Annotated in this window: 19 protein-coding genes; 7 read left to right on the plus strand and 12 right to left on the minus strand. The window is 54.9% G+C overall.

The features are described 5' to 3' along the window. Window positions 1-127: 127 nt before the first annotated feature. The 4 genes from AC559G_RS03745 (at window position 128) to AC559G_RS03760 (ending at window position 3177) form a co-directional block, all read left to right on the plus strand. A complete protein-coding gene (locus AC559G_RS03745) occupies window positions 128-1057 on the plus strand; it encodes a LysR family transcriptional regulator (RefSeq protein ID WP_498911406.1) in 930 nt (309 codons plus the stop codon). Window positions 1058-1147: 90 nt separating this feature from the next. Next, the gene (locus AC559G_RS03750) at window positions 1148-1555 is read left to right on the plus strand and encodes a DoxX family protein (protein ID WP_498911408.1); all 408 of its coding nucleotides are present in this window, start codon (window positions 1148-1150) and stop codon (window positions 1553-1555) included. 50 nt (window positions 1556-1605) lie between these two features. Then, window positions 1606-2556 carry a glutathione S-transferase family protein gene (locus AC559G_RS03755; protein WP_498911410.1) on the plus strand — a complete coding sequence of 317 codons (951 nt, stop codon included), beginning with the start codon at window positions 1606-1608 and terminating at the stop codon, window positions 2554-2556. 18 nt (window positions 2557-2574) lie between these two features. Further along, window positions 2575-3177 carry an alpha/beta hydrolase gene (locus AC559G_RS03760; protein ID WP_498911412.1) on the plus strand — a complete coding sequence of 201 codons (603 nt, stop codon included), beginning with the start codon at window positions 2575-2577 and terminating at the stop codon, window positions 3175-3177. 39 nt (window positions 3178-3216) lie between these two features. Here the strand turns inward: AC559G_RS03760 and lpxL are convergent, their stop codons facing one another. Then, window positions 3217-4140 carry a lysophospholipid acyltransferase family protein gene (lpxL, locus tag AC559G_RS03765; protein ID WP_498911414.1) on the minus strand — a complete coding sequence of 308 codons (924 nt, stop codon included), beginning with the start codon at window positions 4138-4140 and terminating at the stop codon, window positions 3217-3219. 497 nt (window positions 4141-4637) lie between these two features. Between lpxL and AC559G_RS03770 the strand changes: the two genes are divergently transcribed. Next, a complete protein-coding gene (locus tag AC559G_RS03770) occupies window positions 4638-6206 on the plus strand; it encodes a sensor domain-containing diguanylate cyclase (RefSeq protein WP_498911417.1) in 1569 nt (522 codons plus the stop codon). A 34-nt stretch (window positions 6207-6240) separates the two neighbouring features. On the opposite strand, the gene AC559G_RS03775 is transcribed toward AC559G_RS03770, so the two are convergent. Both AC559G_RS03775 and AC559G_RS03780 read right to left on the minus strand, forming a co-directional pair. Beyond that, a complete protein-coding gene (locus AC559G_RS03775; protein WP_498911419.1) occupies window positions 6241-8010 on the minus strand; it encodes a sensor domain-containing phosphodiesterase in 1770 nt (589 codons plus the stop codon). A gap of 231 nt (window positions 8011-8241) precedes the next feature. Continuing rightward, window positions 8242-9363: a PLP-dependent aminotransferase family protein gene (locus tag AC559G_RS03780; protein ID WP_498911421.1), complete on the minus strand. Its 1122-nt coding sequence runs from the start codon at window positions 9361-9363 to the stop codon at window positions 8242-8244. A 195-nt stretch (window positions 9364-9558) separates the two neighbouring features. Here AC559G_RS03780 and AC559G_RS03785 point away from each other — a divergent pair, with 195 nt between their 5' ends. Next, window positions 9559-9807: a hypothetical protein gene (locus AC559G_RS03785; RefSeq protein WP_498911423.1), complete on the plus strand. Its 249-nt coding sequence runs from the start codon at window positions 9559-9561 to the stop codon at window positions 9805-9807. 216 nt (window positions 9808-10023) lie between these two features. On the opposite strand, the gene AC559G_RS03790 is transcribed toward AC559G_RS03785, so the two are convergent. From AC559G_RS03790 to AC559G_RS03810, 5 genes are read right to left on the minus strand one after another with little or no spacing between them, the layout of a single operon-like run. Beyond that, on the minus strand, window positions 10024-10968 hold the full coding sequence (locus AC559G_RS03790) for an arginase family protein (RefSeq protein WP_498911425.1): 945 nt from the start codon (window positions 10966-10968) through the stop codon (window positions 10024-10026). Between the two features lie 13 nt (window positions 10969-10981). Then, window positions 10982-11731: an amino acid ABC transporter ATP-binding protein gene (locus AC559G_RS03795; RefSeq protein ID WP_498911427.1), complete on the minus strand. Its 750-nt coding sequence runs from the start codon at window positions 11729-11731 to the stop codon at window positions 10982-10984. Continuing rightward, window positions 11728-12399 (minus strand): amino acid ABC transporter permease, encoded by a 672-nt coding sequence (locus AC559G_RS03800; protein ID WP_095847378.1) that lies wholly within the window; start codon window positions 12397-12399, stop codon window positions 11728-11730. Before AC559G_RS03800 ends, AC559G_RS03795 begins: the two co-directional genes overlap by 4 nt. Before the next feature lie 15 nt (window positions 12400-12414). Then, window positions 12415-13155 carry a transporter substrate-binding domain-containing protein gene (locus AC559G_RS03805; protein ID WP_498911430.1) on the minus strand — a complete coding sequence of 247 codons (741 nt, stop codon included), beginning with the start codon at window positions 13153-13155 and terminating at the stop codon, window positions 12415-12417. Between the two features lie 18 nt (window positions 13156-13173). Beyond that, window positions 13174-14139, minus strand: coding sequence for an agmatinase (locus AC559G_RS03810; protein WP_498911432.1), 966 nt, complete (start codon window positions 14137-14139; stop codon window positions 13174-13176). 105 nt (window positions 14140-14244) lie between these two features. On the opposite strand from AC559G_RS03810, the gene AC559G_RS03815 reads away from it, so the two are divergent. Beyond that, complete coding sequence (locus AC559G_RS03815; RefSeq protein ID WP_438599381.1) at window positions 14245-15135, plus strand: LysR family transcriptional regulator; 891 nt, start codon at window positions 14245-14247, stop codon at window positions 15133-15135. Between the two features lie 173 nt (window positions 15136-15308). Here AC559G_RS03815 and mgtU read toward each other — a convergent pair whose 3' ends face one another. From mgtU to AC559G_RS03835, 4 genes are all read right to left on the minus strand, one after another. Continuing rightward, window positions 15309-15395 (minus strand): magnesium transporter protection protein MgtU, encoded by an 87-nt coding sequence (gene mgtU / locus AC559G_RS03820; protein WP_498911946.1) that lies wholly within the window; start codon window positions 15393-15395, stop codon window positions 15309-15311. Between the two features lie 13 nt (window positions 15396-15408). Further along, window positions 15409-15501: a protein MgtR gene (gene mgtR / locus AC559G_RS03825; RefSeq protein ID WP_095847375.1), complete on the minus strand. Its 93-nt coding sequence runs from the start codon at window positions 15499-15501 to the stop codon at window positions 15409-15411. Window positions 15502-15519: 18 nt separating this feature from the next. Continuing rightward, a complete protein-coding gene (gene mgtA, locus AC559G_RS03830; protein ID WP_498911434.1) occupies window positions 15520-18252 on the minus strand; it encodes a magnesium-translocating P-type ATPase in 2733 nt (910 codons plus the stop codon). A 155-nt stretch (window positions 18253-18407) separates the two neighbouring features. Continuing rightward, entirely contained in the window at window positions 18408-19103 is a 696-nt protein-coding gene (locus tag AC559G_RS03835; RefSeq protein WP_498911436.1) for an MgtC family protein, read from the minus strand. Window positions 19104-19583 lie beyond the last annotated feature (480 nt).

Consider the following 19583-nt stretch of genomic DNA (forward strand, 5'->3'; position numbering starts at 1 on the left):
GCCAATGCACCTGCGGCTCGAAGTATGAAGGGTATATTTATTTACTCGAAGCCGTAATCTCAATTTCACGCGCAGATGAACGCCTGTGTTACAGTAATCGCGGGTAAATAAACGGGGTGGAATCAAGATGGAGCGCTTGAGCTGCGATCGCATGTTTGTCGCGATCTATGAACTCGGCAGTTTTGCCAAGGCCGCTGAGCGGATGAATACCAGCGCAGCCCAGGCTTCGCGGCTGGTTAGCCGCCTGGAAGCCTATCTTGGCGTGCAGTTATTCAAACGTACCACCCGCGCGCTGGCGCCAACCGACGTGGGCAAAGCCTATTATGAGCGCATCAAGCTGCTGCTGGAAGAATTGGACACGCTGGATATTGCGATCCGCAACGAAGCGGCGATGCCCTCTGGCCGCCTTCGCCTTTCCGCCCCCATTTCGTTCGGCTCCGCGCAGTTAACCTTGGCGCTGACCACGTTTGCCAGCCTGTACCCAGATATCCATCTGGATGTGAACTTCTCCGATCGCTTGGTGCATCTGGTCGATGAGGGGTATGATCTGGCAATACGCATCGGCAATCTGGCCGACAGCAGCATGATCGCCCGCAGGCTATGCGATGCGCGCATCGTTTACCTGGCCTCCCCGGCCTATCTGGCCCGCTGCGGGGTGCCGCAAACCCCGCAGGCGCTGCTGGAGCACAGTTGCATTATCGATACCAACTTCCACGATCCCTTTAGCTGGAAATTCACCCTGGCGGGCAAAGAGCAAACGGTGACCATTCCCGGCCGCCTGCACTTTTCCAACGCCGAAGCCTGCCTGGTCGCAGCCAAACAGGGGCTGGGCATCACCCGTATCCCCAGCTTTATCGCCGGCCCTAGCCTGCAGCGCGGTGAAGTGGCCGCCGTGTTGCAAACCATGGAATCGCCCGCGCTCGGTATTTATGCCGTTTACCCGGCGGCCCGTTCGTTGGCCGGCACAGTGCGTGCACTGATCAACTTTCTGGTTGAACATTACCGTGGGGAGCCGGCATGGGACCAAGGCTGGCAGCCATTGTTACCAAAAACGTAATAATAAATCTCATTTTGGCGGATTAATGCGAATACAGGAAAGAGAGTATCTTGTTGCCTACAGCAATGACGTTAATTTGAGGATACCAACATGATCGACAGCAAAACCGCCCCGTATGCCGCCCTGCTGCTGCGTGTAGCATTAAGCATTCTGTTTTTTGCCCACGCCGGGATGAAGATTTTTGTCTTTACGCCAAGCGGCACCGCGGCTTTCTTTGGTTCCATCGGCCTGCCGGGCTGGCTGGCTTACGTGACCATTTTGTGGGAACTGTTTACCGCCGTAACGCTGCTGCTCGGCATCTGGAGCCGCATTACCGCGCTGCTTTCGATCCCGATCCTGCTTGGGGCGATTTTCAGCGTGCACATTCACGCAGGGTTCTTCTTCAATAACCCGAACGGCGGTTGGGAATTCCCGGCGCTGTGGATTGTCGGCCTGATTTCCCTGGCGCTGATTGGCGACGGCCCTTATGCTCTGAAACCAAGCTGCAAACGCAAATAACCCATGCAGGCAGGCTGCATCGCCCGCTGTGGCCCAGGCAGGAGGAAACCATGTTAGTTGACGGTAAGTGGACGGCGGAATGGCACCCAGTGCAGGCTTCAGATGAGCAAGGGCGCTTTCTGCGCCAACAATCAAGCTTTCGCCACTGGGTCACGCCTGATGGCAGCGCTGGCCCAACCGGCGATGCCGGCTTCCAGGCGGAGCCGGGCCGTTATCATCTGTATGTGGCGCTGATCTGCCCCTGGGCCAGCCGTACCCTGATGGTGCGGAAACTGAAAGGGCTGGAACAGGCGATCACCGTTTCGGTGGTGGAGCCCTATCTGGGCGATCAGGGCTGGCGCTTCGGCGACTACCCGGGTGCCACTCGCGATACCCTGAACGGTGCCGATTATATTCACGAACTTTATACCCGCGCGGACGCCCACTATACCGGCCGGGCCACGGTGCCGGTGCTATGGGATAAAAAGCGCCAAACCATCGTCAATAATGAATCGGCCGATATTTTGCGCATGCTGGACAGCGGGTTCGGCCCGCTGGCCAGCGATGACTACTCGCTTTACCCGGCCGCGTTGGCGCCGGAAATTGACGCACTGAATGCGCGCATATACCCGCAGTTGAACAACGGCGTCTATCGCGCGGGCTTTGCGACAACCCAGGCGGCCTACGAGGAAGCGGCCAACGGCGTATTCGCCATGTTGGACGAACTGGAAGCGCGGCTGACACAGGCCGGCCCCTGGCTGTTGCGCACACAGTTTACCGAGGCGGATATTCGCCTGTTCGTCACCCTGGTGCGCTTCGATGTGGCCTATCACGGCCTGTTTAAATGCAACCTGCGCCAGCTCAAAGACTACCCTGCGCTGCATCGCTATATGATGGCGATACTGGCTATCCCCGGTGTTAAAGAGACGGTCAATATTGATCACATCAAGCAGGGGTATTATTCCATCAAGGCGCTGAACCCGAATGGCATCGTGCCCATCGGGCCGATGTTGGCTGAATAACGGCAACGAGGAAAACCGATGACCCCATCATTGATCATCTTTTTGCACGGCGTTGGCAGCCGGGGCGACGATTTTACGCAACTGGCGCAGATCTGGCAGCAGCGCTGGCCCAATGCCCGTTTCGCCATGCCCAATGCGCCGTGGCCGTTCAATTACGGCGGCGGCTACCAATGGTTTAGCGTCGACGGCGTGACCGAAAACAACCGCCTGGAGCGCATCGTAGCCGCCCGTGCGGCATTCGACCAGACCATTGCCCAGATCATAGCCCAGCACGGCCTGGCCGATCGCCCCCGGCAGGTGGTACTGGTGGGCTTTTCCCAGGGATCGATTATGGCGCTGGATACCGTCGCGTCTGGCCGCAGCCGCTACGGAGCCATTGTGGCCTTTTCCGGCCGGCTGGTGCCGCCTGCCGCCGCCCAGTTCGCCTTGGATACGCCGGTCGCGTTGATCCATGGCGACGCAGACAACGTGATCCCGTGGCAGGAAAGCGAACGGGCGCAGCATGCACTGCAACAGGCGGGCGTAGACAGCGAACTGCACGTGCTGCCAGGGCTTGGCCATAGCCTGTCCGCCACCGGCGTTAGCCTGGCGGAAACGTTTATTACCCGCGTTGGCCACTGACGGCGCATCGCCCGCTATGTGGCGAGCGATGCGCATGTTTTACGGGTAGCAAGAAGCCTCGCCGGGCGGGCGGGTTTTGAAACGGCGATGCAGCCAAAGATACTGCTCCGGCGCTTTCATAATTTCCTGCTCGATAACGCGGTTCACATAGTTTGCCGCCGCCAGATTATCGTCATACGGGAAATGATGTAGCTCCGGCGAGATACTGAGCTGATACCCAGAGCCGTCGGCGTTACGCACCACCACGGCGCTGATCAACGCCGGTTTTGCCAGCCTGGCGATGGTGAACGTCCCGTTGCTGGTGGCCGCTTGCTTGACGGCAAAAAACGGCACGAACACGCTGCCTTTCGGCCCATTGTCATGATCGGGGGCAAACCAGACAACGCCGTCGTTGCGCAAAAGATGCACCATGCCGATCAGGTTTTTACGGTTAATCAACGTGTTGCCGGAACGCTCACGCCCCCATTTCTGCATGATTTCCAACACAGCGTTATTATGCGGCCGGTACATGACCGTCATCGGCCGGCAATGCCCAAGCAGCCTGAAATGCAGCTCCAGCGTCATAAAGTGCACGCCGATGACGATCACGCCACGCTGGCAAGCGCTAGCGGACGCCAAATGCTCCGCCCCCGTAACGCTGAACCACTTTTTGATGCGCCGATCGGACCAGAACCAGGCCATCCCGGTTTCCATCAACGCTATACCCAGTGAAGAAAAATTATCCATTAGCAGCGTTTCCAACTCGCTGGCGGAACGATGGGGGAAACTTAATGCCAGATTGCGTTTGGCAATCGCGACGCGGCGCTTCATAAAGCGCATGGAAAGGCGCCCCAGACGGCAACCTAACGCCAGTAAAAACGCATAAGGCAATTGAACCAGTAAAAAGAGAACCGCCAGCCCAAACCACAGGCTCCAATAGCGGGGATGGAAATGACACAGCTGCAACGCAGGCCATCGAGCCATAATTATTTATCTCTGTGATGGATAATGTTCAATATGAGCACAGGTTCCGGTCGCAGCCGTGGTATTGGGCGATGCAAGCCAACTTCTGTGATTCATCGCCAGAACACAACCTTTCACCCGGCGAAAATTTGTGCAGTTTTGCCACGCACAGTGTGGCACACTTCCCCCATATTTATCGTGACACCGCCGGTTTTCGTCAGAAATATTTATTCCTGCCCGCCGTGTGGGCGAATGCCGCTTCTCTTGCAGCCCAATAACCCAATCACCGCACATAGAAAACTGCGCCAAACACCGCGGCGATAGTGGGTAACATTAAGCCGTTTTTCATTGACAGAAGATTGCGATCCTAAGATCATCCGAAGCATTTATCAGCCAGCCCGAGACAGATGCCATTTACGGTCATCCTTACACGCCTCTCGGCCCACACCATGGCATGCGGATACGGCAGCAAACCGCCATATCGCTTCACGTTTACCCACCAGTCAGAGGCGATCATTATGTTCCATAAGCTGTTGCCACGGATTGATCTCCGCTATCTCATCACCTGCCTGGTTATTGCCAGCATTATCATCACTGCACTGAACATACTGCTGGCGGCATTTCACGTGCAGCGCGAGGTGATGTTTAACAACACGCAGGAATCAAACCGCGTGGCGGCAGTAAAGCTGGCTAATACCACCGAACTGTTCTTGCAAAACGCCTTCGCACAGCTTAGCTGGAGCGCAAAAATACTCGGTAACGACTTTAATAATGACGCACTGCTGGAAAGCGAAGTCCGCCGGCTACACGGGCAAACCAGCAGTTTCAATTCGGTGTTGGTGCTGAATAACTACAGGTTGGTTCGCACCATTGCGCCGGAAAATTTGAATGCCAAAGGAAGAGTGGCGGCCAACGATGCGCTGGATAAGGCGCTCCATTTAGACGCACCGGCAGTCAGCCCGCCGTTTGTCACCGCAAATCATAACTATGTGGTACTGATCACCGCCCCAATAAAGAATAAGAATGGGGAAAGGCTTGGCTTGGTTGGCGGCTCTATTTATCTTGAAAAGAACAGTATTTTGAACCTGCTGCTCGGCCAGCAATACTACCGCGACGGCACGCGCCTGCGCGTGATGGATGCCAACGGCAACGTATTGTATGACAACGATAAAAAGGGCGGAAAATTGGAACCGTGGTCCTCTGGCCTGTTTGACCACGAAACCAGCGGTTCAGCGTTGCTTGGCAGCTCGACACAGGAGCAAACGCTGGCCGGCTTTGCGTTGATCCCCTCATCCGGCTGGACGGTGCTGGTGGATAAACCCGTATCGACCACCCTGCATCCACTCACCATTTTACAACAGCGCGTGATTTGGAACGCCGCGCCCTGGGGCATCCTCACCACCATTTTGGCGCTGATCATCTCGCTGTTCCTGGCAAGACCGTTATGGCAGCTTGCCGTACAGGCCCGGCAAATGAATTCGCCGAAGACGATTGAAAACATCAGTATTATTCGCTCATGGTATTTCGAGTCCCGCGAGATTAAACGTGCGCTGCTTGTCGGCCTGACGCTGCTGAACAAAAATATGAACGAATTACGCCAAGAAACGCTGACCGATCCCATGACCGGCTTGTTGAACCGGCGGGGGCTGCAGTTCAAGCTGGAGCAGTGGCAGGTTATCAAGCAAGACTTCACCGCATTGGCGATAGATATTGACCATTTCAAACAGGTTAACGATACCTGGGGCCATGAAACCGGCGACGAAACCATCAAAAAGGTGGCGCAGTTGCTGACCCGCTATTGCCGTGAAGAAGATATGGTGTTCCGCCTGGGGGGAGAGGAATTCCTGGTGCTGATGCCAAACGCTGCTCCGGCTCAGGGGCATGATATCGCGGAGCGCCTGCGCGCCGGAATCGAAGCGAATAGCCTGATCGCCGGGCACACGGTCACCATCTCGGTCGGCGTGGCATTCAGCCAGGATAACGCCACCCCCGACGACGTACTCAACTATGCCGATCAGGCACTGTATCGTGCCAAGGCTGGCGGGCGTAACCGCGTGATCGTCTACAGTCGATTGCCGGCCATCTAAACGCCGTGTGAGAAAACGTGATAGCGCCCGCTGACTACGGGCCTAACAGCAAGGCTTGGATTTGCTTGGGTGAAACCGGTTTGGAAAAATAATAGCCTTGCGCCTCATCACAGCCGAATTCCTTGAGCATCAGCGCCGTTTCCTCATCCTCAACCCCTTCGGCAAGCACGATATAGTCCAACTCTTTCAGCATCACGATGACATTTCTGACAATAATACGGCTGCCGGGATCCGTGGTGATCCGGCTGATTAACGAGCTGTCGAGCTTGATAATATCCAATGGTATACGGCGCAAATAGTTGATATTGCTATACCCGGCACCGAAATCATCCAGCAAAATCCAGAAACCTATTTGCCTTAGCAACCCCAGTTCATGCAGGGCGACAGTGCTTTCCAGCACCTTTTCCGTTTCCAGGCACTCAATGCGCAGATCGGCGGGGATGAGGCCGGCGGCGTGCACCTGTTCTTCCAGCCGGCCGGCAAAGCCGGGCTGCGATAAATCGCTGACGTTCACGTTGATCGAAATAGGGATGCGAATGCCCATTGCGCGCCATTCTTTAAGTTGCGCCAGCGCCCTGGCGATAACCCATTTGGTAATATCGGCCATCACGCTGGTTTTCTCCGCCAGCGCAATGATCGTTGCCGGGGAGATATTCCCCCTGGCCGGGTGTTGCCAGCGCAACAGGGCTTCCACGCCCTCCATATGGCCATCCGCCAGTGAGACTTTCGGCTGGTAGACCAGGTAAATCTGCCCTTCGGATTTTATCGCCTCACCGAGATCGTACAGCAGCCTGAACTCATCGTTTCTTCTTTTATCCAGTTCAATATCAAAGGGCTGAACAGGCTGCCTCTGCCTGATGGCTTCATGCAGGGCGCTGATCGCATGGCGAAACACCTCATGCACCGAAGCCTGAACCGGTTTAAACGAAACATAACCGGCATGAATATAAAGCGTGACATTCACGTCGGTGGTGATTTTTGCATCCGTTGACACTAGCGATGCCGCTTTTTGAATAAGCCGTTTGGCACTGCGCGATTTAACCAATACCGCATACCTGCCGGTGGCGAAGGCATATAACACCGTTTTTTTCCGCAGATTAAGCCGCAGGCGCAGTAATGAACTGAAGTCTTTCAACATTCGTTCCACCGCTGCAACGCCAAGATAACGGGAAAGTTCATAGGCTGTGGGCATGTCGATACAGTCGAACAGGATCAAACTGTAAGAGGTATGCCCCCCTTCTTCTACCAATTTTTCGATGTCCAGATGCAGTTGCCGCCGGTTCGGTAACTCGGTAAAGGCATCGATACGGCCAACCGAGTAGCGGGACTCAAGATAAACGCTGGCCAGCGCAGCAATGCGCAGAAAGCTGTCGATATCCTCTGGCGACGGATGATGCGGGCAGCGATCAACCACACAGAGCGAACCCAGCACATAGCCATCCCGCGTGCGCAACGGCGCCGCCGCATAAAAAATAACGGAGCCATCGTTAACCACGCGGTGGTTTTTGAACCGCTGATCGGTACGCGTATCTGGGCAGATAACGGGGCCGTCCGCCGCCGGCGCCTGCTGATACAGGGCTTTGGCCATCGGCTGCCGGCCAACGGAGAAAGGCACATTTTTTGCAAATTTGATATTTTGATAGGCATTATCAAAAATCGTCACGAAATAACCCGGCACGCCCATGACCTTGCTCGCCAGCCATGCAAACTCCCCCAGAGCCCGATCGCGCACGCTGTCTTCGGCCTTGAGCAGCTCAAGTGTTGCCAGTTTTTTTTCTTCGTTTTTGTTCAGGCCAGTAAACACGTTGATTTTTATCCGTTTGCAGACGTTATGGTCAATCTGCGCTTATGAAAAAAAGAAGTCCATTCTAGTGTAATGGTTTTATGCCACTGTGCACGCTATCTGCAAAAGATAAAGCGCGGAGTGTTTGGCCGATGCGCTGGGCCAGTTTGGGAAGACATTCGACGGTTGCCGCGGCGTGCTGAACATGGCAGCCGCGGAGAAAAGGCGGCACATTGCTGTGCCACGGGGAGTTTAAGCGGCGAATTCACCGCTGGCGACCAGAAAATCGATCAGGGCGGTGAGCTTCTGCAGATCGTCAAAAGCTATATTGTGGAATAACGCAATGCGCAACTGATTGCGGCCCAATACCCGGTAGCCATCAATGCCGTGAGCATAGCCCTGCGCGTCCAGGTAAGCGATCAGTTTGCTCGCGGAAATCCGCGCGTCCACATCGATGGTGGCGACGGTGGTTGAGCGCAAGCCCGGCTCCGCCACATAGGCGCTGAGATATTCCCGCTCCTGCGCCCACTGATACAGCAGTTCAGCTTTGCGCGCGGCCCGGCGCTGCACTTCCGCAAAGCCCAGCGCATTCATACGTTTCAACTGTTCTGCAAACAAGAACAGGGTGACCACCGCCGGTGTGTTATAGGTCTGTTGTTGCTCACTGTTGCTGAGCGCTAACGTCCAGTCGGCGAAGGCCGGGATATAGCGCGTGCTGTCGCTGGCAATCTCCGCAATGCGCGCTTTGGCTTTCGGTGACAATATCGCCACGAATAATCCGCCTTCGCTGGCGAAAACCTTCTGCGGCGAAAAGAAAAACAGATCGACGCGGGAAAGATCGCAGGGAATTTGCCCGGCGCCGCTGGTGGCATCCACCGCCAACAGGCAATCGTCCCCCACCTGCGGCAATGCGGTATTCATTACGCCCGTGGACGTTTCGTTCAGTGTCGTCGTCACCACGTCTGCACCGGCGGTAACGAACTCATGAAAGCCCTGGCCATACTCAACCCGCTGTGCCTCCGCGCTGATCCACGGGATGCGTTTGGACGCTTTAAACCACTTATCGGAAAACTCGCCGCAAACATGATGAACAATGCGGGATTTCACCATCCCCAGCCCAACCATGTCGAACAACGCCGTCGCGCCGCCGTTGCCAAGCACAATGCTGTAGTCTTCCGGAACGGACAACAGTTCCCGCAGCCCTTGTTGAATGCTGCCGCACAGCGCACGCACTGGCGCCTTACGGTGGCTGGTACCCAGCAGATGCGGCCCAAAATCCTTTAGGGCGGACAGATCGTCCAGGTGGATCAACGACGGGCCGCAGCCAAAGCGGGGATCGCCCGGCAGCAGTTCTGCCGGTGGGGTTAGTTTCACAGAAATCTCCTTGGTTAAAACGGATGGCGAAACGCCAGCATCAAGATACGTCGTGGCAACAGAATATCACTAACGCCGGCGTCTTCCAGCGAATGCACATCATGAAGAACGCAGAGATCGCCTCAATCTTCTTCCTCTAGGCTCGGTGTTGAACACTCGTGACCGCATCCGCAACAGGCCGGTATTAAGCTGCAAGTGCGCCGCCTCTTCTTCAATTATCATCAACAGCGTGTTGAGGCGGATTTCCGCGCGCTGATCGTCCAGCCTGATACGCTGTATCTTGACGAAGCCACCAGCAATCTCGATCCGGCGGCCGCCGCCGCGATGCTGACGCTGATAAAAACGGCGCTACCCGGCTGTACGGTCATCGCCATTACCCATCAGGACGATCTAAATGAATTTTTCCCTCGGCATTGCGATCTGAACGTATTTTATCCCGCATAAAGGAAAACGCCGGTTTTTCTTAGCAATAGCAGCAAAAGAGCGCCGCATGATGAGGGAATGCGGCGCGTTGGGTGCAGCGCCCCGCTGCCCCACTTTTATGGGGGCAACAGCGGCTGGGGGAAAGGAGCCCGGAAGATTTTGCCTGGCTGCCATCACGTTGGAACACAGAGTTGCTGGCCGCATCGTCAATCCGCTTTTTGACGGCGGGTGGCTACCTCAACGGTGAGCAAAAATATGGCCGATAAACTCCACCATCGTATGGGCCGCCAGATAGGAAGTCATGCCCGTACCGACATCCAGCAACGGGTTAACCTCGACCAGGTCAAAACCAATAATCTCCATCCGCTCCGCCAGCGCGCACAATGTGTTGCGTAACTGTGCATAGCTCATGCCGTCAGGCTCGGCGGAAACGCAGCCGGGTACCAGCGCCATATCCAGCACGTCGATATCAATGCTGACGTAGCATTTCTCACCGGCGGGTAATAATGACGCGATCTGTTGCGGGCTGCTTTTACGGAAATCATTGATGGGAACGATGCAACTGCCTTGCGCACGGGCATCGGCGACTTCTTCCGGGCGAACACGCAGGCTGCGGATACCGACCTGGGTCAGGCTTTTCACTTGCGGCAGGGCTGCTATATGGCGGAAAGGCTGACCATTGGTATAGTGCATCTGTTTTTGCACCGGCGCAAAATCCAGGTGTGCGTCAAACTGAATCACATGTATCGGTTCTTCAATACCACGAATCAACGGATACGAGACGGAATGATCCCCGCCTATCGCCACCGGTATCACCCCTTTACGCCGTAGCTGGCGAGTCATCTGCGAGATATTTTCCAGGGTTTGCAGCAGATTGGTGGGCAGAATATCCACATCCCCCACATCTTGAATTTTTCCACTGGTAATTTCATTGGCGAGAAAATGTTGCTGGCGGGCGATATCGTAAAAGCCGCTGGGGGAAAACCGCATCGAATGTTCGCGGATACTGCGCGGTGCCATGCGCGATCCCGGCATAAAAGGCGAGGCTTCATCCAGCGGTACGCCAAATACCGCCATCTGCGCCTCTAGCTGCGCGAGATCATCACAGTAATCGACGCGCAGAAAGGTGGCGATTCCGGTAAAGGCACGGTTAACCCGATCGATCCCACGCATATTGGTCATCTTCTAGCGCCCTTCAACTGATTTTTCTAAGCAATGCCTGTGTTCTGGCGTGCGCCGGGCGAGCGAAAATCGCCGCGGCCGGCCCCGCTTCCACAATGCGCCCTTCCTCCATCACCACCAGCGTATCCGCCATCTCTCTGGCGAAGCTCATCTCGTGAGTCACCACCAGCATGGTCATCCCTTCGCGCGCTAACTGCTTCATGACAGCCAACACTTCATCAACCAACTCCGGATCCAGCGCGGAGGTAGGTTCATCAAACAGCATCACCTCTGGCTGCAATGCCAGCGCACGCGCGATGGCGACGCGCTGCTTCTGCCCACCGGAAAGGCTGGCCGGCATCGCATCCGCTTTATGCCCCAAACCAACTTTATCCAACAATTGCATCGCCAACTGCTCGGCGTGCGCTTTTGGCTGCTGCAAGATTTTGCGTGGGCCAATAGCCACGTTTTGTAAAATCGTCAGGTGGGGAAATAAATTAAACGACTGGAATACCATGCCCACATGCGTTCGTAACGCATTCAGCCGTATATCCTCCAGCATGATGCCCTTGTCCAGCAACCGCTCGCCGCAAATACGAATCGAGCCGCTCTCCGCCTGCTCAAGACCATTGCAACAACGCAAAAAAGTGCTTTTCCCGGAGCCACTCGGCCCGATAATCACCACCACCTCACCGCGTTTCACCTCAAGGCTGATGCCATTAAGAATGCGGTTGGCGCCAAAGGATTTGTGCAGATCGCTAACCTGAATAATACCCTGGCTCATTGCACCATCCCCCCGGCGCGCAGCTTGCGCTCCAGTTGCCGTAACGCCAGCATCGTGGCGCTGGTCAATATCAGATAGATAAAGGCAATCACGATATAAACCTCCAGCGAGCGGTAAGAAACGCTGATAATCTTCTGCCCCTCATGCATCACATCGTGAATGGTCACCAATGACACCAGGGCCGAATTTTTGGTCAGCGCGATAAACTCGTTCGCCATCGGCGGCACCATCCGCACCAGCGCTTGCGGCATAATGACCCAACGCATCGCCTGCCCGGATGACATCCCCATCGAACGCCCCGCCTCCATCTGGCCGCGATCGATAGACAAAATGGCGCCGCGCACCAGTTCAGACACATAGGCCGCAGAGTAACAGCCCATGCCAATCACCCCGCAAACGAAGGCCGGGATCACAATGCCGAAGTAAGGCAGGCCGAAATAGAGGATAAACAGTTGCACCAGCAACGGCGTGCCGCGGACCAACACGACATAGGTGTTACCGGCCAGCCACAAGGCTTTACGCGCGGGATTAACGCGCGCCAGGCCGATTAGCGTGCCGAGGATACAGCTCAACAGCATGGCGCATAGCGTCACTTCTATCGTCACTAGTGCGCCTGCGAGCAACTCTCGCCAACCTGCCAGAGCGGGTGAAAAATCAAAAGTGAGCATATTCGCGATGCTCCCTTAGTTACCGGCGGCGCCAAACCACTTATCGTAAATACGCTGCCAACTCCCGTCTGCGCGAATTTGTTCCAGTGCTTTATTCAGCGCCGCGCGCAGCTCCGGTTCACGTTTGCTGACGGCAATGCCATAATCTTCATGCGTGACAGGTTCCGCCAACACTTTGCTGGTGCCGCGCACTTTCGCGAACAACAGCGCAGCCGGCTTGCCGGTAACCACTGCATCTGCCCGGCCGGAAGTCAGTGAGTTAAACATCTCCTCATTCTTTTCCACCTCAATTAGCTTCGCCGTCGGGTACTCGCTGTTCAATACGCTCACCGATTTGGTGCCTACCTGAACCGCGACCCGTTTGCCGGCAAGATCGGCCGGGCCTTTAATGCTGGTGTTGTCTTTATTGACTAAAATGACCAAACCGGCGGAAAAATAAGGTTCGGTAAAGTCGACGACTTTTTTGCGGTCATCCGTAATGTAAATCGCCGATAAGATTATATCGGAACGGCCGGCCAGCACCGAAGGCACCATCGCTTTAAAATCCATATCGGTATATTCCAGCGGGCGACCCAGTTTTTCCGCCAGCGCTTCGGCCAGATCGATATCAAAGCCGACGCGTTTCCCCTGCTGCATGTATTCCATCGGCGGGAAGGTAGGATCGATGGCGACGCGTATCGGCTCGGCGGCCATACTGTTGCCGAAATACAGGATCGCTGGCATACAAAGCGTGATCAGTAATGTTTTCAGTTTCATCAGCATTTCCCCGGTTAATTAACGAGCGGTATCACAATAGCCAGCGCGGATCGCAGCTCCGATGAAATTGAGGATCAAACGGCCAGCGATCATGCAGGAGTGTTGGTGAATATCTTTGGCTGGCTGAATTTCCACAAAGTCCATTCCCACCACGCGGCCTTTCTTCACCAGCCCATGTATCAATTTCCGTGCCTGAACGAAGGTAACGCCACCAGGTGCCGGCCCGGCCACGGCTGGCATACAGGAGGGATCGAGGCCATCAGCATCGATAGTCAGGTAATAGCGCCCCCCATCAGGGATCCGCGCCAGCACCGCGTCCATACCGATATCATGTAATTCATAAGCGGTAATGATTTCGGCGCCCCATTGCCGCGCATAGTCTGCCTCTTCCTGGCGCGCACTGCCCGATGCACGCATGCCGATCTGAATAATCTGTTTCACATACGACAGTTCCGAAGCCCGGCGCATCGGGCTGGAGAGCCCGTCCTTAACGCCGTTCACCTCGTCGCGCCAATCAAGATGCGCATCCAGGTGAATAATGGTGATAGGCCCCTGCTCGTCAAAAGCGCGCAGAATGGGGTTAGTAATACCGTGATCGCCGCCCAGCACGATAGGAATGGCGCCCGCCGCCAGGATTTTGCGCGTTGCCAGCTCGGCGCGTTTAAAGTGGCCGCGCGGTTCGTTCAGATCGGCAGGCACATCACCACAATCGACAAAGCGCACATCCTTCCGCCCCTGTAATAGCGGGCCATCAATATCAAAATCATAACGTTCCGGGCTGCGGATCACCCGATCGGAGGCCTGGCGGATCGCCGTTGGCGCATTGGTTTGATCATTATTGTAGTCCTGCGGGGTATAAGCCGCGCCATATGGCATGCCTAATACGGCAAAATGCGCCTGCAGGTTATCCAGATCCAACGCTAATTCAGAAAATAACAGAGATTTATGATTTGTTTTTGGTGCAACGGTCAATATTTCTGACATGGTATATTTCCCTGGTGTGGCAAATGTGTTACCGGCGATTGTATTAATGCTCGCCCGCACCGAAAATAGACTTTTTATGCAATCATCGTTGCAGGAAAAACAACCATGAAGCCCCGAGTACTGAATGAACGTGATTTAAGAGCGCTGCGAATATTTTGCGTGGCGGCGCAGGCCGGCGGTTTTTCCGCGGCGGAAAATAAACTGAACATGACGAAAACCACCATCAGCCGGCAGATTAAATCCGTTGAGGAAACGCTGGGGGCCAAACTCTGTAGCCGCGGCCCGCAGGGCTTCGAGCTCACCGAAGCGGGCAAGGCCGCGCTGGTTTACGCCCAAGAGGCGCTGGATGCGCTCGATCGTATTTTCCCGGCCATTGATGCCAGCCGTGAAATTATCTCCGGTGATTTATCCATAGGTTTTTCTGATAATACTATTGGTAATCCCGGCAGTTTTTTACATCTGGCACTAAAAGAATTACACCACATAGCCCCGCTGGTAAATTTATCGTTGCATACTCTGACGGCGCCGCAGCTTATTCAGGCATTGCTCGACCGCAAGCTGGATATTGCGGTTAAAGGTATTATGGAACACCAGAAGGTCATATCTTTACGTTATATTGAGTTGTACAGTGAAAGCCATCAACTTTATTTCATCGCTTCCGAATTACCGGGTGAAAAACGCCCTGTGGTTTTCCGTCGTCAGCAGGCTTTTGTTGAAGAGAGCATTGCCCGCCTGGGTTACCGGCGTGGCCCGGAAGCGAATGGGATTGAGGCCGTAGCGATGCTGATTGCCACCGGGCAATATGTCGGCATTCTGCCAACCCACTATGCTGAACGGCTGCGCCCTGAGCTCCCCTTGCAGGAAGTGCCGGGCACGCCGCGTTGGGAAGTGAAACATTACGCAGTCACCCATGGCTCGCGCCCTTTATCGCCCGCCGCCGAAACCATGCTGAAACTGCTGCTGGCCGCTCACCGCCGGCAAGGCAATAAGGCATAGCCGCTTACCGCGGCGCCAACATGGGGGTATGCCGATTTATTACCCAGTTCGTTGACCGCCAGGACGGCCACTACGGAAAAAAGGCATTTACACGGAATGCGGTACAAGCTCCCGCAGGAGGGATACCCATCACATCACGACTTGAAATCCCGGGCCACAGGCCCGGGCTCCTCTTATCTTATCCAGATAGTCAGTAGAATAATGATGGCCGCAATAATCACAACCTGAATAAAGATGTTATCCAGCGATCCTTTACGCATCGAGCCCCCCTTTTCAGCACAGGATTTGCCAGATAGCCCACAGCAGCACCAGCAACCCCATCAGGAAAAATATCAGCGCGATGATGGTGTCCGGAGAACGATTCATCTCTGCGCCTCCTTATCATCAGAACCACTGGCCGAAACGTTTGATATAGAAACGCTTCATTCCCTGCGCCACCAGGCAGTAACTGAGCAGCGTCGCAACCAGCCATGGGAAGTAGCTCAGCGGCAACGGCTCCAGCCCGACCACCGCTCCCAGCGGCGAGAACGGAATGTAGATCCCTATCGCCATAATCAGCGCAGTGGTGAGCAATACCGGCAGCGTCGCACAGCTCTGGATAAACGGAATTTTCTGCGTTCTCAGCATATGCACCACCAGCGTCTGCGACAGCAGCCCTTCAATAAACCACCCGGACTGGAACAGCGCCTGCGCTTCGACGTTATTCGCCGCAAACACGTACCACATCAGCGCAAAGGTGGTGATATCAAAAATGGACGACGTGGGGCCAATCCACAGCATAAAGCGGCCGATGTTTTTGGCATCCCACTTGCGCGGTTTGCGCAGAAACTCTTTGTCCATCTTATCCCACGGCAACGAGAGCTGAGAGAGATCGTACATCAGGTTCTGGATCAGCAGATGGATCGCCAGCATCGGCAGGAACGGAATAAACGCGCTGGCCACCAGCACCGAAAAGACGTTGCCGAAGTTAGAGCTGGCGGTCATGTTCAGGTACTTAATGATATTGCCGAAGGTCTCACGTCCTTTGATCACCCCCTCTTCCAGCACCATCAGATCCTTTTCCAGCAGGATGATATCGGATGCTTCTTTGGGGATATCCGCCGCGCTGTCGACGGATATCCCCACGTCCGCATCGCGCAACGCCGGGGCATCGTTGATGCCATCGCCGAGGAAGCCGACGGTATGACCATTTTTCTGCAACGTTTTCAAAATGCGTGACTTCTGTAGCGGCGTCAGCTTAGCGAACACCGAACGTGTTTCCACTTCGCGCTCCAGTTCGCGATCCGACATCGCTTCAATCTGCGCCCCGGTCAGGATGCCGTGGGCATCAATGCCCACTTCAAGGCAAATGCGCGCCGTAACCACCGGATTATCGCCAGTCAGGACTTTCACCGCCACGCCGTTATCGCGTAGCGCAGTAATCGCTTTTCCAGCGCTCTCTTTCGGCGGATCAAGGAAGGTCAGCATCCCTTCGACCGTCAGCCCCTGCTCGTCGGCGGTGCTGAGCGGGGTTATCAAGGCTGAGTCATCCAGTTTGCGGCTCGCCACCAGCAGTACGCGGAACCCCTGAGCGTTATAGTCCTCGGTTTTAGCTAACAGCTGATCGCGGCGGGTTTCATCCAGCGCGACCACGTTGTCGCCTTCGCGCAGGTGGGTCGCCACCATCAGCATCTCTTCGACCGCGCCCTTGCAGATCAGGCTCTTATCGCCGTGGCGTACATCTTCCACGGAGACCGACACCCGACGGCGCACAAAGTCGAACGGCAGTTCATCAAGCTTCACAAAGCGCTCTTTCGTCGATGGTGCAATCCGCCCCTCGCCAAAACGCAGCACCGCTCTATCCATCAGGTTGCGCGCCCCACTCTGGCTGCTGCTGTTGAGCCATGCCAGCGTCAGCACCCGGTCGCTCTCGGTACCGCTCACGTCAAGATGATGCTCAAGAATGATATTGTCCTGAGTCAGCGTGCCGGTTTTATCGGTACACAACACGTCCATGGCGCCAAAGTTCTGAATCGCATTCAGGCGTTTGACGATCACTTTGCGCCGCGACATCGCGATAGCGCCTTTCGCCAGGTTTGAGCTGACGATCATCGGCAGCATCTCCGGCGTCAGGCCAACCGCTACCGCTAGGGCAAACAACGATGCCTCTACCCAGTCGCCTTTGCTGAAGCCGTTAATCAGCAGCACAATCGGTACCATCACCAGCATAAAACGAATCAACAACCAGCTAACGCTGTTCACCCCGCGATCGAACGCCGTCTGGGTACGCGTGCCAACGATCGACTTCGCCAGCGAGCCAAACCAGGTGCGGTTTCCGGTAGCCACGACCACCGCCTGCGCCCTGCCGCTGGTCACGTTGGTTCCCATCAGGCAGATATTGCCCATCTCAAGCAGGCTATTGCTCTTGTTTGGCTCAGGAAGCCGGTCGCTGCCTTTGCCGGAAACGCTGGCCATCACGTCATACTTTTCAACCGGCAGCGACTCTCCGCTGAGTATCGACTGGCTGACAAACAGGTCCCGGGACTCCAGCAAGCGAACGTCCGCCGGAACCAGGTCGCCCGCCGCCAGGAAGATGATGTCCCCTGGCACCAGCGCTTCAATCGCAATTTCTTCCTGCACAGGGCCGACATCGCCGGGGCCGCGCCGCAGCACCGTCGCCGTGGTGCGGACCATTGATTTCAACGCATGCGCCGCTTTGTTGGTACGAAATTCCTGCCAGAAACGCAATAACCCGCTCAGGCTGACCATCGTCACAATGATGATAATCCCTGTCAGATCGGTCTCTTCACCGTTACGCAGCGGTAGCCAGTAATCGGTAACGAAGCTAACGGTAGCCAGCGCCATCAGGACATAAATAAACGGGTTATTGAATGCCTGCAAAAGTTGGATTAGCGCAGGGGGAGCCTGCTCATGCGCCACTTCATTACGGCCATATTCCTCCAGCCGTTCAAGCGCATCCTCAGTTGTTAGCCCCTGGCGACTACTGTTTAGCCGCGCCAGCGTATGGTCTGGGCTGTTAAAAGCCTCAGTTTCAATGGCGAAGCTTTTTTTATGCTGTTTATCATTTTCTGACGCAGACCGGTTTACTTTCCGGTGTTCTATTTTCATGTCAGTCATGATTTATCCTCAAATTAAAGACGTTGTTATCCCTGCATAAAATATTTATGCATAATTTATCTTTACGCTATTAAGCGTTTATATCTTTAATTTCCTGGGAACATCCATAATTCCCTCCTTATGTAACGCATTCCAATAGTAGAATATCAAGGAGATTAACTCCCCTCGACGCGCCAGCGGACTGATGTAATATTTTCTTGACCGCCAATTCTTGCCATAATAAGGTCTCGAGCCTTGCGAAAATCGGCATTGCCGACCAGCTCGATGCGGATTTCTTTATGCCCTTGTTCTTTCGCTGCAATTGAGGCCAGCCCCTGCAAGCCGAGCGCCATCTCTTTACTGATATTCAGTAATAACTGACGAATTGCGTTTTCATGTTCGCTATTACAGATGATATTCAGGACGTAGCACTTCTCTTCTTCTGTCGCACAGGGGATCTGATTAATACGCTGTGCCGCTTCGCGCAGCAAAATATTAGCGCATAAGATTATCAGCGTTGCCGCCGCCGCTTGCCAGAACTGGCCCAACCCGCACAGCACGCCAATCGCCGCAGAGCACCACAGCGTGGCGGCAGTATTCAAGCCGCGTACGTTCATGCCTTCACGCATGATGACGCCCGCGCCAAGGAAGCCAATTCCTGAGACTACCTGCGCCGCAATACGCCCCGAACTATCCGGCGATGTTGAAATTGAACTCAGAATAAAAACCGCTGCGCCGGTTGCGACCAACGCATTAGTGCGTAGACCAGCCATACGCTGGCGCCATTGCCTTTCGGCGCCAATCAGCGCACCCAATAACATCGCTGCGAGTAAGTTTACGATATAAGGATACATCAACATACGTTCCTCCATTTTTGCTGGAAGAATTAAGTACGTGCTTTATTAAGCACACGACAAATTGTCGCCGGAGAGGCGATTAACGTCGTGTTGAAGGCGGAGGGAATAATGTATTTTTAAACATGAACATGACGATTATCCTCACAGCCATGCTGTGTTTATATTTATGGGATGCAATCGTCTGTATAAGGAGATTGCTGCCCGCCGTTTTGGCAAGCAGCGCAGGGGAAATAGCGTCAGCTTGCCTTGATGTTTAAGTAAGGGTGACTGTCCAACACATTTCTCCTGTTTTAATTTTAGCTCATTATAGTCATTCAATTATTTGAGTAAAGTTAAAATCTCGCTTCAGTGACGATTTGTTTAGAATTATCGGTCTTGACTGATTATTTGATGTAGCCGCCTGTGAAACACCAGACGTCACTCAGCGTATCAAGGCAGAGCCTTATGAGCGTATTGATGAGCAAGAAGCATAATGTGACGGTAATCCCCCCAAAA

It is taken from the genome of Gibbsiella greigii (assembly GCF_039540155.1).
GTDB classification, from domain to species: domain Bacteria; phylum Pseudomonadota; class Gammaproteobacteria; order Enterobacterales; family Enterobacteriaceae; genus Gibbsiella; species Gibbsiella quercinecans.

Excerpts from the sequence above, each read along its gene's own strand:
- AC559G_RS03745 (WP_498911406.1), top strand. The coding sequence starts at position 128 with ATGGAGCGCTTGAGCTGCGATCGCATGTTTGTCGCGATCTATGAACTC.
- AC559G_RS03750 (WP_498911408.1), top strand. The coding sequence starts at position 1,148 with ATGATCGACAGCAAAACCGCCCCGTATGCCGCCCTGCTGCTGCGTGTA.
- AC559G_RS03755 (WP_498911410.1), top strand. The coding sequence starts at position 1,606 with ATGTTAGTTGACGGTAAGTGGACGGCGGAATGGCACCCAGTGCAGGCT.
- AC559G_RS03760 (WP_498911412.1), top strand. The coding sequence starts at position 2,575 with ATGACCCCATCATTGATCATCTTTTTGCACGGCGTTGGCAGCCGGGGC.
- lpxL (WP_498911414.1), bottom strand. The coding sequence starts at position 4,140 with ATGGCTCGATGGCCTGCGTTGCAGCTGTGTCATTTCCATCCCCGCTAT.
- AC559G_RS03770 (WP_498911417.1), top strand. The coding sequence starts at position 4,638 with ATGTTCCATAAGCTGTTGCCACGGATTGATCTCCGCTATCTCATCACC.
- AC559G_RS03790 (WP_498911425.1), bottom strand. The coding sequence starts at position 10,968 with ATGACCAATATGCGTGGGATCGATCGGGTTAACCGTGCCTTTACCGGA.
- AC559G_RS03795 (WP_498911427.1), bottom strand. The coding sequence starts at position 11,731 with ATGAGCCAGGGTATTATTCAGGTTAGCGATCTGCACAAATCCTTTGGC.
- AC559G_RS03800 (WP_095847378.1), bottom strand. The coding sequence starts at position 12,399 with ATGCTCACTTTTGATTTTTCACCCGCTCTGGCAGGTTGGCGAGAGTTG.
- AC559G_RS03805 (WP_498911430.1), bottom strand. The coding sequence starts at position 13,155 with ATGAAACTGAAAACATTACTGATCACGCTTTGTATGCCAGCGATCCTG.
- AC559G_RS03810 (WP_498911432.1), bottom strand. The coding sequence starts at position 14,139 with ATGTCAGAAATATTGACCGTTGCACCAAAAACAAATCATAAATCTCTG.
- AC559G_RS03815 (WP_438599381.1), top strand. The coding sequence starts at position 14,245 with ATGAAGCCCCGAGTACTGAATGAACGTGATTTAAGAGCGCTGCGAATA.
- mgtU (WP_498911946.1), bottom strand. The coding sequence starts at position 15,395 with ATGCGTAAAGGATCGCTGGATAACATCTTTATTCAGGTTGTGATTATT.
- mgtR (WP_095847375.1), bottom strand. The coding sequence starts at position 15,501 with ATGAATCGTTCTCCGGACACCATCATCGCGCTGATATTTTTCCTGATG.
- mgtA (WP_498911434.1), bottom strand. The coding sequence starts at position 18,252 with ATGACTGACATGAAAATAGAACACCGGAAAGTAAACCGGTCTGCGTCA.
- AC559G_RS03835 (WP_498911436.1), bottom strand. The coding sequence starts at position 19,103 with ATGGAGGAACGTATGTTGATGTATCCTTATATCGTAAACTTACTCGCA.